The sequence below is a fragment of the Nitrospirillum amazonense genome (assembly GCF_029594735.1).
Taxonomy (GTDB): domain Bacteria; phylum Pseudomonadota; class Alphaproteobacteria; order Azospirillales; family Azospirillaceae; genus Nitrospirillum; species Nitrospirillum amazonense.
On record NZ_JARPAF010000002.1, the window covers coordinates 1736519 to 1749776 of the forward strand.

Annotated in this window: 11 protein-coding genes; 9 read left to right on the forward strand and 2 right to left on the reverse strand. The window is 68.6% G+C overall.

Annotation, left to right across the window (positions count from 1 at the left end):
- Nucleotides 1–334: 334 nt before the first annotated feature.
- Nucleotides 335–1912 carry a carboxylesterase/lipase family protein gene (locus tag P5F91_RS14015; RefSeq protein ID WP_277907436.1) on the reverse strand — a complete coding sequence of 526 codons (1578 nt, stop codon included), beginning with the start codon at nucleotides 1910–1912 and terminating at the stop codon, nucleotides 335–337.
- A gap of 234 nt (nucleotides 1913–2146) precedes the next feature.
- Here P5F91_RS14015 and P5F91_RS14020 point away from each other — a divergent pair, with 234 nt between their 5' ends.
- From P5F91_RS14020 to P5F91_RS14055, 8 genes are all read left to right on the forward strand, one after another.
- Entirely contained in the window at nucleotides 2147–3067 is a 921-nt protein-coding gene (locus tag P5F91_RS14020) for an alpha/beta hydrolase (protein WP_277907437.1), read from the forward strand.
- A gap of 189 nt (nucleotides 3068–3256) precedes the next feature.
- On the forward strand, nucleotides 3257–4273 hold the full coding sequence (locus P5F91_RS14025) for a sugar kinase (protein WP_277907438.1): 1017 nt from the start codon (nucleotides 3257–3259) through the stop codon (nucleotides 4271–4273).
- Between the two features lie 26 nt (nucleotides 4274–4299).
- The gene (locus P5F91_RS14030; protein ID WP_277907439.1) at nucleotides 4300–5763 is read left to right on the forward strand and encodes a mannitol dehydrogenase family protein; all 1464 of its coding nucleotides are present in this window, start codon (nucleotides 4300–4302) and stop codon (nucleotides 5761–5763) included.
- A 196-nt stretch (nucleotides 5764–5959) separates the two neighbouring features.
- A complete protein-coding gene (locus P5F91_RS14035; protein WP_145609361.1) occupies nucleotides 5960–6805 on the forward strand; it encodes a 2-keto-4-pentenoate hydratase in 846 nt (281 codons plus the stop codon).
- Between the two features lie 23 nt (nucleotides 6806–6828).
- Entirely contained in the window at nucleotides 6829–7824 is a 996-nt protein-coding gene (locus P5F91_RS14040) for a TRAP transporter substrate-binding protein (protein WP_145609360.1), read from the forward strand.
- Nucleotides 7825–7828: 4 nt separating this feature from the next.
- Nucleotides 7829–8353 (forward strand): TRAP transporter small permease, encoded by a 525-nt coding sequence (locus P5F91_RS14045; RefSeq protein WP_246134251.1) that lies wholly within the window; start codon nucleotides 7829–7831, stop codon nucleotides 8351–8353.
- A 4-nt stretch (nucleotides 8354–8357) separates the two neighbouring features.
- Complete coding sequence (locus P5F91_RS14050; protein ID WP_145609359.1) at nucleotides 8358–9638, forward strand: TRAP transporter large permease; 1281 nt, start codon at nucleotides 8358–8360, stop codon at nucleotides 9636–9638.
- A gap of 196 nt (nucleotides 9639–9834) precedes the next feature.
- Entirely contained in the window at nucleotides 9835–11151 is a 1317-nt protein-coding gene (locus tag P5F91_RS14055) for a carbohydrate porin (RefSeq protein WP_145609358.1), read from the forward strand.
- Nucleotides 11152–11169: 18 nt separating this feature from the next.
- On the opposite strand, the gene P5F91_RS14060 is transcribed toward P5F91_RS14055, so the two are convergent.
- Entirely contained in the window at nucleotides 11170–12198 is a 1029-nt protein-coding gene (locus P5F91_RS14060; protein ID WP_277907440.1) for an oxidoreductase, read from the reverse strand.
- Nucleotides 12199–12297: 99 nt separating this feature from the next.
- Between P5F91_RS14060 and P5F91_RS14065 the strand changes: the two genes are divergently transcribed.
- The gene (locus P5F91_RS14065; RefSeq protein WP_277907441.1) at nucleotides 12298–13227 is read left to right on the forward strand and encodes an AraC family transcriptional regulator; all 930 of its coding nucleotides are present in this window, start codon (nucleotides 12298–12300) and stop codon (nucleotides 13225–13227) included.
- Nucleotides 13228–13258: the final 31 nt, after the last annotated feature.

The following is a 13258-nucleotide window of genomic DNA, read 5'->3' on the forward strand; positions in this document are numbered from 1 at the left end:
TTGCCCTGCCGCGCCGTGATGGTTGGTAAAGGGCCAGCCGTCGACGCGTGGCGTCAGCGCCGCGCCGTTCCCCGGTATAAAGTCCATACTTTGGGAAAAATTGATCGGGCGCGGCAGCCGCCAACGGCGCCCCAGCCCATGCCTCTGCGTGATGGCATCCCATACCCTCCCATTATGTCGGCGTCATTGGGGCCTGCGTGGCCATCGCCGTTGCCCCTAAAATGACACCGGTTACCGACCGATGCAAGCACCAAGAGTTGTTTGCGCGGACATCTTGTGTCTGAACGGCTGTTCCTAGCGGAAATGCCAGGGAACGTGTGGATTTTGCGGGGGCTCAGGTCCCCTGCTGAGTGAAGGGAACCCGGGCGAAGAGACGACGTTCGGCGCCGCGCGGGTCCTGTTCCAGACGCGAGTCCAGATCGAAGACCATGGTCTCGCGGCCCGCCAGGGTATAGGGCGTCCAGCGCGGCGCGCCGGCAGTGTTGGGGTCGCCTGTACGGGCGAAGGCGATGAAGGCGTCGCTCATCCGCTCCGCCATGCGCCGCGCTTCCGGGCTGTCGGTGGACAACGAATCGGGCACGGCGGTGTTGTCGAACACCAAGGGGATGTCCAGCGTGTGGGGCGCCCGCCACTTGCCGCCATCCTTAGGAGAGCCCCAGTTAAGCTGATAGGCGTAGGTGGCTGCGGCCCCTTCCCCCAGCGCTTGAGCTTGGGCGGCGCGCGCCTCCGCCTCCATCACCGCAGCGCGCCAGGAGCGGCCGGCCGTGGTGGCGGCGAAGAAGACGTCGCTGGGGCTGTAGTCCGGATAAAGGCGGCGGTATTCCGCCACCACCAGGTCGGGGTTGATGTCCACCCGCATGTGCCTGGCCAATAGGGCCGGCACCTGGTCCCAGGCCAGGGTGAAGGTGGACGGATCGCTCCCGCCGATCAGCAGTCGCGTCTCGTCATGGGTGTTGCCGATGATCATGGGGATGCCGGCCGACTGCGCCGGGGCGTCCGGATAGAAGGGATGGCGGGCCAGCACCTGGTCGTCCAGCACGGGGCCCCAGTAGAGCCCGCCCATGCCCTGCCCAGCCACGCCGTGGATGGGATCGGCGGCGTTCAGGGCCGACAGCAGCCTTTCCACCGGCAGTGTGGCCGCCTCGGCCGCGCGCTCCGGCGCCAGGCCTAGGGCTTCCAGATAGGTCTTGGCGCGGGCGGTGGCGTTCAGCGGACCAGAGGCGGTGACCTGCTGGCCGCTCATGGTGGCGGCGCGATGGAACAGGCCCTGGGCCGCCGGCGTGCCCATCAGGGTGGCGATCTTCGCGCCGCCGCCGGACTGGCCGAACAGCATGACGCGGCCGGGATCACCGCCGAACGCGGCGATGTTGTCGCGCACCCAGTGCAGGGCCAACACCAGATCCAGGATGCCGACATTGCCGGACTGGGTGTAGGCCGGTCCGGCCAGACGCCCCAGATACAAATGGCCGAAGGCGTTCAGGCGGTGGTTCAAGGTCACCACGACCACATCGCCCCGGTGGGCCTGGCGCGTTCCGTCATACAGCGCGTCGCTGCCGGAACCGTGGGAATAGGCGCCACCGTGGATATAGACCATGACCGGCCGGTTGCCGCCGGCCTTGGCCTCCGGCGTCCAGACGTTCAGGAACAAGCAGTCCTCGGACTGCGGTTCATCGAACCGGGTCTGGGGACACGCGGCGCCATAGGCCAAGGCGTCCTTGACGTCGCGCCAGGGGGCCGGCGGCTGCGGTGCCTGGAAACGGCGGGGGCTGGTGTCCGCGCCGTAGCGGATGCCCTTGAACACCTGGATGCCGTCGTGGCGGGTGCCGCGCACCCGGCCATGGACGGTGGTCACCACCGGGTCGGCGGCGGCCCAGGCCCGCGCCGGCAGGGTCAGTGCCGCGGCGGCGGCCATACCCAATCCCAGCACTTCGCGGCGATCAAATGATGACAAGGAAACGCGACTTTCCGCTTGGCGGAACGGTCGAGCCGGGTTCATGCTTCCTCCCACGTCCTTTTATAGCCGAAGATCAAGAACAGGGAGGACACCATGGATGCCACCCGTCCGAACCTCGGACCGGTATATGACACCGGTTTCCATGCTTTTGTGAAGAGGGCTTTTGCGGCGGGCGCCGTTTGGGCTGTCCTGGTGACCGTGCTTCAGGGTGCCGCCCTGGCCGATGACCTGCCCACCCCCTTCCCCATCTGGCCCGCCGGCGTTGGGCCGGGCTCCGAAGCTCTCACCGTCCAGGAGACGGTGGTGGAGCGTAGCGCCGATCCCGCCACCCTGCACGACCGCTACACCGTGGGCATCACCCGGCCGCACCTGTCGCTCTACCGCCCCGCCCACCCCAACGGCACCGCCCTGCTGGTGATGCCGGGCGGCGGCTACCTCCGGGTGGTGGTGGACAAGGAGGGCGATGAGATCGGCCGGCGCCTCAGCGCCGCTGGGATTACCGTCTTCGTTCTGACCTACCGCCTGCCGGGCGACGGTCACGTCCATGCCGCCGACGTGCCCTTGCAGGACGCGCAGCGCGCCCTGCGCCTGATCCGCGCCCGGGCGGTGGAATGGGGTATCGACCCGCGCAAGGTAGGCGCCATGGGCCTGTCGGCCGGTGGCCATGTGGCGGCCAGCCTGGGCACCCGGTTCGACGCGCCCGTCTACGTCCCTCAGGACGCGGTGGACCGGCAGAGCGCCCGGCCGGACTTCCTGGCCCTGGTCTACCCGGTGGCCAGCATGGATCCGGCCATCGCGCACAAGGGATCGCGCGCCCAACTGCTGGGCGACAATCCCACCCCGGCGCAGGACGCCGCCTACTCCACCGAGCGCGCGGTCACCGCCCAGACCCCGCCCACCTTCCTGCTGCACGCCGACGACGACCCGGCGGTGCCGGTGGAGAACAGCCTGCGCTTCTATGCCGCCCTGCATGCCGCCAAGGTCCCGGCCGAGCTGCACATTTTTCAGAAGGGCGGCCACGGTTTCGGCATCCGCGGCGTCACGGGGTTGCCGGCCGCGGCGTGGCCGGACCTTTACATCGCCTGGGTGCGTGGCCTAGGGATGATGCCGTGATGGTCCTTCCGCGCTGGAAGGCCACCTTTATTGTCACCGGTGTCAATTGGTCATTGATCCGGCCGGGCCCCGCTGGCACAGTGCGTGGCGCAAGCCCGCGTGACAGACGGGCCCGGGAGGACGCGTGGGACGGCCTTGGTCCCCCACGGCAGCGACCAGGATGGATGAACGAGAATGAGCGGGCCTGTGATGCGTGGTCATGTCGTGGTGTTCGGGGAATTGCTCCTGCGCCTGGCCGCCCCCGGTCATGAGCTGCTGCTGCAGAGCCCCAGCCTGACGGCCCTGTTCGGCGGGGCGGAGGCCAATGTCGGCGTCGGCCTGGCGCACCTGGGCCACACCGTCCGCGCCGTCAGCACCCTGCCCGACAACGCCATCGGCCGCGCCTGCGCCGGTGAGCTGCGCCGCCACGGCGTGGGCACCGACGGCATCCGCTACGCCGGCGGCCGCATGGGGCTGTACTTCCTGTCCGCCGGCGCCGTGACCCGCCCGTCGGACGTCATCTACGACCGCGCCCGTTCCGCCTTCGCGGAGACCGATCCGGCCGCCTATGACTGGCAGGCGCTGCTGGCAGGGGCCGACTGGCTGCATATCTGCGGCATCACCCCCGCCGTCAGCCCCCAGGCGGAGACGGCGGCCCGCGCCGCCTTGCAGGCCGCCCGCGCCCTGGGCCTCAAGATCTCCTTCGACTGCAACTACCGGCAGAAGCTGTGGACGGCACGCGGCGGCAACGCCCCGGCCATCCTGCGCGGCTTCATCGAGCAGTGCGACCTGCTGTTCGCCAATGAACGCGACGCCGCCCTGCTGCTGGACCTGGATGTGGACAAATTGGAAGAGGCGGCGCGCTTCCCCGCCGCAGCCCAGGCCCTGTTCGACGCCTGCCCCCGCCTGCAGACCATCGCCACCACCGTGCGCAGCCACCACGGTGTGGACCAGCAGGACTTCTACGGCAAGCTCGCCACCCGGCACAGCCTGCATCAGAGCCGTACCCACGCGCTGGCCGGCATCGTCGACCGCATCGGCAGCGGCGACGCCTATGCCGCCGGCCTGCTGCACGGCCTGATACGCGGATGGGAGCCGGATCAGGCCCTGTCCTTCGCCGTGGCCGCCGCCGCGCTGAAACATTCCATTCCCGGCGACGCCCTGCCCCTGCCCGAGGCCGACATCCTGGCGGCCCAGGACGCCGCCGGGCTGGACGTCCGCCGCTGATACCCGCCTTCCGGAGCCTGAGCCTGATGACCGCGCGCCTGTCCCCCGATACCCTGCCGACCCTGCCCCAGACCGTGGCCCGGCCCGGCTATGACCGGGCGGTGTGCGGCATCGGCATCGTCCATTTCGGCCCGGGTGCCTTCCACCGCGCCCACCAGGCCGTCTACACCGACGACGCCCTGGCGCTAGAAGGGGGCGATTGGACCATCAGCGCCGTGTCACTGAAAAACCCGGGCGTACGCGACGCCTTGGTGCCGCAGGATGGGTTGTACACCCTGGTGACGCTGGACCGCGCCATCGGCCACCGGGTCATCGGATCGATCCGTGAGGTGCTGTGCGCGCCGGAGGCGCAAAGCCACGTCCTGGCCCGACTGGCGGCGCCCGCCACCCGCATCGTCACCATCACCGTGACGGAAAAGGGCTATTGCCTGACGGCGGCGGGGGAATTGGACACCACCCACCCCGACATCGTCCACGACCTGGCCCACCCCGAAACACCGATCAGCGTCATCGGCTACGTCGTGGCCGGCCTGCGCCGCCGCCGCGCCGCCGGCCTGCCACCCTACACCGTCATCAGCTGCGACAACATGACGGACAACGGGCGCCGCCTGGGCCGTGCCACGGCGCAATACGCCGCCGCCCTGGACGCCGGCCTGGGCGCCTGGGTGCGCGACTACGTGGCCTTCCCCAGCACCATGGTGGACAGCATCACCCCCGCCACCGACGATGCCCTGCGCCAGCGGGTGCTGGACGTGACCGGCGTCGCCGACGCCTGGCCCATCCAGCGCGAGGCCTTCACCCAATGGGTGATCGAGGATCGCTTCTGCAACGGCCGCCCGGCCTGGGACAAGGCGGGTGTGATCCTGACCACCGATGTCGGCGCTTTCGGCCGGGCCAAGTTGCGCCTGCTGAACGGCCCACACTCCGCCCTGGCCTACCTCGGCGGCCTGGCGGGCGTGGAAACTGTGGCCGACGCCATGAGCACGCCGGAACTGGCGGGCTTCCTGGAGCGGCTGATGCTGCAGGACGTGCTGCCCACGGTAACGCCGCCGGCCGGTTACGACCTGACCGTGTACGCCAGCCAAATCCTGGAGCGCTTCCGCAACCCGGCCATCCGCCATCTGCTGGCCCAGATCGCCTGGGATGGGTCGCAGAAGCTGCCCTACCGCCTGTTCGGGGTGATCGAGGACCGGCTTGCCCAGGGCCTATCAATCGCCCGCCCGGCCCTGGTGGTCGCCGGCTGGATGCACTTCGTCCGCCGCGCGGCGGAGGGGGCCGGCCTGACCGACCCCTTGGCCCCCACCCTGCTGGACATCGGCGGCCGCTGCGACGGCACACGCGCCGACGTCGGCCGCTTCCTGGCGCTGGAGGTGATGTTCGCGCCGGCGCTGGCCACCGACACCCGTTTCCGCGACGCGTTGACCGACGCCTATGCCCGCCTGGGCGATGGCGGGCGCGACGCGGTGCTCGCCGCCGTCGCGGCGCTGTGAACCTGCAATAGCAACCTGAGGTCGGACGAAACTCATCCGGCCTCAGAGTTGGCTTGTAAATGACACCGGTTTCCTTTAGACACGATGGACAAGAAATGACGGGATCCCAGGGAGGGTCGACCATGGCTCGGCGTGCCGTGCCTGCCGCTGCGGCAGCCATCGTCCAGGGTAAGAATTGCATGCGCGGGGTGCGGTCATGACCGCCGACTATTCCCCCACCGACGCCGCCGCCGCCTTCGTCGCGGCCCGCCGGGCGGCACGTTTCCTGCCCGGCTATCCGGGGCCCGCGCCCATAGACCTGGCCCAGGGTTACGCCGCGCAGGAGGTGGCGATTGGCCTGTGGCCCGACCGCATCGCCGGCTGGAAGATCGGCCGCATCCCCCCCGATTGGGAGGAGACGCTGGGCGAACCCCGCCTGGCCGGCCCCATCTTCGCCCGCAACGTCTGGCGGGTCGAGAGTGGCGCCGTGACGCCCTTCCCCACCTTTGTCGGCGGCTTCGCGGCGGTGGAGGCCGAATACGTCTTCCGCCTGGGCGCCGACGCGCCGGCCGGCAAGGCGGCGTGGACGGAGGATGAGGCAGCGGACCTGGTGGCCGCCCTGCACATCGGCATCGAGCCGGCGGGCAGCCCGCTCGCCACCATCAACGATCTGGGGCCGCCCGTGGTGGTATCGGACTTCGGCAACAATGCCGGCCTGATCCTGGGTCCGGAGATCGCTGATTGGCGCGCACGCGGCTGGGACAGCATGCGCTGCGAGACTGTCATCGATGGTGTCCGCGTGGGCGTGGGTGGCGCGCCATCCATCCCCGGCGGCCCTTTGTCGGCTTTGCGCTTCCTGGCCAGCCATCTGGCGGCGCGCGGGCGCCCGCTCAAAAGCGGCGACCTGGTGTCAACCGGCGCCACCACCGGCATCCACGATATCGTGGCCGGCCAAACGGCCAAGGTGGACTTCGGCCCCGATGGTGTCCTGCACTGCCGGGCAGTGCCGGCGACGCCCCTTGGCGGGCCCCCTGACGGCGCAACGACACCGCCAGGGTCATAAGAATAAGCGAACGGGAGGATGGATTGATCAAGCGCCGACAACTGCTGGAGGGCATGGCCGCCGGTGCTGCCGTAGCGCTCGCGGGCGGCAAGGCCCGGGCCGGCGCCCCGCCGCCCGGCACCTTCACCGCGTCCGACGTGCACGTGCAGGACTACCCCACCGTCCAGGCCATCCAGTGGATCGGGGAGCAACTGGCCAAGGAGACGGGCGGGCGCCTGTCCATGCGCGTCTACCACTCCGGCCAGATCGGGCGGGAGAACGACACCATAGACCTGACCCGCTACGGCGCGCTGGACTTCACCCGCGTGAACTTCGCGGCGTTGACCAACATCTTCCCCGTCTCCGGCGTGCTGACGCTGCCCTACGTGTTCGACGACGTGGGGCACATGCGCCGGGCGCTGGACGGCGCGGTGGGCAAGGATTTGCTGGCGGCCCTGAGTCAGCGCGGCCTGGTGGCCGCCTGCTTCTACGACAGCGGCGCAAGGTGCATCTACAACGGCCGCCGGCCGGTGCATGAGCCGGGCGACCTGCGCGGCATGAAGATCCGGGTGCCCCTGTCCGACATCTTCATGTCCATGGCGCAGGCCATGGGCGCCAACCCGACGCCGCTGTCCTTCGGTGAGGTGTTCACCGCCCTGCAGACCCACCTGATCGACGGGGCGGAGAACAACTGGCCCAGCCTGGACTCAACCCGCCAGTTCGAGGTGGCGCGCCACTGGGCGGAAACCCACCATTCCATGTCGCCGGAACTGCTGTTCATCTCCGAGCGCAGCCTGCGGGCTCTGGCCCCGGCCGACCGCGATCTGGTGCTGGATCTGGCCACCCGTTCCGTCGCCGTGATGCGTGATTTGTGGGACCGGGACGAGGCCGCCGCCAGGGCCCACTGCATCGCCAACGGCGTCCAGGTGACGGAGGTGGACAAGGACGCTTTCCGTCGCGCCACGGAACCGGTGCTCAAGACCTACCTGGCCGACCCCGACCGCAACCGGTTCTATCGCCGCATCCGGCAGGAGGCCTGACCCCATGCACGCGACCCAAGCCGTACCTGCCCCCACGGGCCTCGCCGGCACCCTTCTCACCGGCTTGTCCCATGCCGCCACCGTCCTGGCCGCCATCGGCATGGTGGGAATGAGCCTGGCCGAGGGCTGGCAGGTCTTCGCCCGCTATGTCCTGAACGACAGCCCCGGCTGGACCGAACCCCTGACCCTGCTGTTCATGACCACCACCGCGCTGATGGGCGCCGCCGTGGCCGTGCGGCGGGAAATGCACTTCCGCTTCATCGCCCTGGCCCAGGTGGCGCCGCCCCGGGTACAGGTCCTCCTGAACGCCTTCGCCCGCCTGGTCGTGCTGGCCATCGGCGCCGCCTTGGCCATCTGGGGCTGGGACCTGATGGCCGACAACTGGTCCATCGCCATGCCCGGCACGGAACTGCCGGAGGGGCTGAACTACCTGCCGCTGTCGCTCGGCGGGGCGCTGATCGCCCTGTTCGCGGCCGAACGGCTGGTGGTGCCGCTACCCACCCCCGATCACATGGTTGTGGAGGATTGAGCCCATGGATATCGCCGTCCTCTTCGGTGCCTTCGCCGTCCTGTTGCTGCTGGGCGTGCCGGTGGGCTTCTCGCTCGCCGCCGCGTCCGTCGCCGCCATCGCCACCCTAGGCCTGCCGCCCATGGTGTTGGTGCAGCAGATGACCTCGGGCATCAGTTCAACCGCCATGATCGCCATCCCGCTGTTCATTTTCGCGGGTGAACTGATGATGCGCGGCGGTATTTCCGAACGGCTGATCGGCCTGGCCGCCGCCCTGGTGGGCCATCTGCGGGGGGGATTGGGCCAAGTGAACGTCCTGGCCTCCGCCTTCTTCGGCGGCGTCTCCGGCTCCGCCATCGCCGACGCCTCGGCCATCGGCGGTACCATGATCCCGCAGATGGTGGCGCGCGGCTTCGACCGGGACTACGCCGTCAACGTCACCATCACCTCCGCCCTGGTGGCGCTGATGGTACCGCCGTCGCACAACATGATCCTTTATTCCGCGGCGGGCGGCGGCGGCATTTCCATTGCCGATCTGTTCGCCGCCGGCATCCTGCCCGCCGTGGTAATGGCCGTCGCCTTGATGGTCACGGCCTACCTGATCGCGGCCAAGCGCGGGTATGCGGTCGAGCCCTTCCCCGGCATGGCGGCGGTGGTGCGGCGCCTGATCTCGGCCAGCCCCGGCCTGCTGCTGGTGGTGCTGGTGTTCGGCGGCGTGCGCGCCGGCATCTTCACGGCGGTGGAGAGTGCCGCCATCGCCGTGGTCTACGCCGTCATCGTCACGGTCGCGGTCTACCGCCGCCTGGGCTGGGCCGACTTCAAGGAGTGCTGCGCCGGATCCGCCCACACGACCGGCATCATCCTGTTCATGATCGGGGCGGCCAGCGCCTTCGGCTGGCTGATGTCCTACCTGCAGGTGCCGGCGGCGGCGGTGGATGCACTGAAGGCCATGGCCGGCACCAAGGTGATGGTGTTGCTGATCATGAATGTCATCCTGCTGGCGCTCAGCACCTTCATGGACATGGGGCCCAAGATCATCATCTGCACCCCCATCTTCCTGCCGGTGGCCAAGGCCTTCGGCATCGACCCGGTGCAGTTCGGGGTCATCATGATGCTGAACGGCGGCATCGGCCTGATCACCCCGCCCATCGGCTCCGTCCTGTTCGTGGGCAGCGCCATCGGCAAGGTGCCGGTGGGCCAGCTCATGCGGTCCATCTGGCCGTTTTACTTGGCGGCGGGCGTAGTGCTGATGCTCGTCTCCTACATACCCTTCCTGTCGCTTTGGCTGCCCAATGCTATGAAATAACGTCACTAACGTTATGAAATAACAGAACAATCGAGAGACGCTGCGACAAAACGCCCGACTTGCCCAAACCTTTGTATGGGCGCATACCGCCCGCCGAAACCGTATAACAACCACGCTTCCCATCGCAAATCCGTAACGGAACTTTGCCAAAGGAACGCGGTTGTTGAATTCATGCTCCGGCGGGCGAGTTATTTAAATGAAAACGCTTCTCACCATCACGCCTATCCTTGCCTTGACCTGCGGCGCGGCACTGGCCGCCGAGGCGGACATACCGGAGGCGGAAAGCTGGAGCCTGCACGGCCAGTTCACTTTGGTGGAGCAGTACCACCCCAGCTTCAGCTCCCCCTACCGGGGCGCCAACAGCCTGGATCCGGGCGCGCGCGGCAATGAGACGACGGACGCCACGCTCTATGCCGGCGTCCGCCTGTGGCCGGGCATGGAGTTCTACGCCAACCCGGAAATCGACCAGGGCTTCGGCCTCAGCAACACGCTGGGCGTGGCGGGCTTCCCCAGTGCCGAGGCCTACAAGGTGGGCGAGAGCGAACCCTACATCCGCCTGGACCGCGCCTTTTTCCGCCAGACCTTCAATCTGGGCGGCGAGGCGCAGCCGCTGGAGGCCGCCGCCAACCAGTTGGGCGGCAGCCGCACGGCCGACAACATCGTCATCACCGCCGGCAAATTCTCCGTCACCGACATCTTCGACGCCAACACCTATGCCCACGACCCGCGTAAGGACTTCTTGAACTGGACCGTGGTGGACAGCGGCGCCTTCGACTATGCCGCCGACGCCTGGGGCTACAGCTATGGTGCCGCGGCGGAGTGGACGCAGAGCTGGTGGACCCTGCGCGCCGGCCTGTTCGACCTGTCGCGCAAGCCCAATGACAAGGCGCTGGTGCGCGGTTTCGGCCAGTATGAGCTGGTCGTGGAGGCCGAGGAGCGGCACCAGCTGATGGGCCGCGACGGCAAGGTGAAGCTGCTGGTCTTCCAGAACCACGCCAACATGGGCGGCTACGGCGACGCCGTGCGTCTGGCAGCGCTGACCGGTGGCACACCAGACACCAGCGATGTCCGCCGCTACGCCACCCGCGCCGGCTTCGCCCTGAACGCGGAACAGCAAATGGGCGACGACTGGGGCCTGTTCCTGCGCGCCAGCGCCAATGACGGCAGCAAGGAGGCCTATGAGTTCACCGACGTGAATAAATCGCTGTCCGTCGGCGCCTCCCTCACCGGTGCCTCCTGGGGCCGGGACAAGGACACCGCCGGCCTGGCCGGCGTGGTGAACATGCTGAACGCCGACGCCCGCGACTACCTGGCGGCCGGCGGCCTGGGCATCCTGGTGGGTGACGGCCGCCTGAGCTACAGCAGCGAACGCATCATGGAGGCCTACTACAGCGCCGCACTGTGGACCGGCATCAACCTGACGCTGGACTACCAGTTCATCGCCAACCCCGCCTACAACCGCGACCGGGGCCCGGCAAATGTGCTGGGCCTCCGGTTCCATGCGGAGATTTGAGGGACGGAGACTGGAGGGTCAGACCGGCCGGAAGGTAATTCCCAGCAGCCGTTCGCTGAGATCCCACAGCTGGTCGGCCGCCGCCGGATCGACAGCATAGGGCAGCACGCCGCCCATGACGGCGCCGGGACGGCGGGTGGTGGGGGTGCCCTGGGCGGCTTCTTCCCCCGGCTGCAGCAGTTGGGCGATGTCGCAGTTCTCGCAATAGGCGCCGCCGTGGTCCCGCAGCTGCGGGCTGGTGGCGCACCAGACCGTGGTGGCCGCCCCCTGCGCCGTGGTCTTCATGTTGCGGGACGGGTCATGGATGGCCTTGCCTTCCGCGTCAAACACGCCAAAGGCGATCAGTTCCTCCTGCGTCATGTAACGCTTCAGGTCCGTGTCCACGATGGTGCCGGGATGGACGGAAAAGGCGTGGACGCCGTGGGCGCCGGCGCGCGCCTCCAAACCCAGGGCGAACAGGATGTTGGCGGTCTTGGACTGGCCATAGGCCGACCAGCGATCATAGTCCCGCCGCTCGAAGTTAGGGTCCTCAACCACGACCGGGGAAAAGCGGTGGCCCAGCGAGGACAGCGAGACGACGCGGACGCCCCCTGCGGCTCCCGCCTGGCGCAGCGCCGGCCACAGCCGCGCCGTCAGCTGGAAGTGCCCAAGGTGGTTGGTGGCGAACTGCGCCTCATACCCGCGCGCGTCGCGGGTCAGCAGGTGAGCCATGATGCCGGCGTTGTTGATCAGCAGGTGCAGGGGCCGGCCGCTGTTCAGGAAAGCGGCGGCAAAGGCGTCGATGGAGGCTGGGTCCATCAGATCCAGGGTGCCGATCTCAACGCCGTCCAGGCCGGCCAGCGCGGCCTGGGCCTTGGGCAGATCACGGGCGGGGACGACGATGGTGGCGCCGGCGGATCGCAGCGCCCGCACGGTCTCCAGCCCGATGCCGGCATAGCCGCCGGTGACGATGGCGACCTTGCCCGCAAGGTCGATGCCCTGGATGACATCCAGGGCGGTGGAGGCGGCACCAAAGCCGGAGTGAATGGGTTCCTGGCGAACAGGCATGACGGATACCTTGATGAACGAAGGGGGCCCCTAAGGTAGGCATGCGATCCCGAACGATGAATGCTTGTCCGTCCGCCTTACTTGCGTGAAAATCCGGAAATGAGCTCAGCGCCGCTAGACCCCTTCTCCGATCTGCTGAAATTCGCCGACGCCCAGACCGTGGTGTCGGGCGGCTTCACCGCCGGTGGCGCCTGGTGCATTCGCTTCCCGCCCCCGGGCAAGATCAAGTTTTTCGCCATCCTGCGGGGTGGCGGCTGGCTGGATATCGAGGGGGTAGCGGCGCCACACCGCCTGGAGGCGGGCGATGTGTTCCTGTTGCCGGCGCAACGGCCCTTCCGGCTGGGTAGCGACCTGAGGGCAGCCCCTGTGGAGGCCAGAACCGTCTTTGGACCCAACACCGGCTGCGGCATCCGCCAGGTGGGCGATTGCGATGAGTTCTTCCTGCTGGGCGCCCATGTGGTGCTGGATCCCGCCTGCGGCTGGCTGCTGCCCGACATCCTGCCGCCGGTGATCCTGGTTCGCCATACGGCACCGGAGGCCGACGGCCTGCACTGGCTGCTGGACCAACTGGTACGCGAGCACGCCGCCGACCTGCCGGGCGCCGGCATCGCGGCAGCTCAGCTGGCGCATCTGTTGTTCATCCGCATCCTGCGGGCCCATCTGGTGGAGGGGCCCCCCTTGCCCGCCGGCTGGCTGCGCGCTGCCACCGACGCCCGCCTAGCCCCGGCCCTCAGGCTGATGCACGGCGATCCCGGCCGCGCCTGGCAATTGGGCGAGTTGGCCAAGGCCGCCGCCATGTCGCGCACCACCTTCGCCCAATATTTCAAGGCGGTGGCCGGCATTCCGCCCCTGGCCTACCTGACGGCTTGGCGCATGCGGCTGGCGGAGCGGGCCTTGAAGGAACAGGACGCGCCCGTATCCGAACTGGCCCACCGCCTTGGTTATGCCTCCGAAAGCGCCTTCAGCAACGCCTTCAAACGGGTGACCGGGGTAGGTCCACGACGCTATCGCGGGGCTGCGGGCTTATAGACAATTCCCCCAATTGGCCTTAGGGGGATTT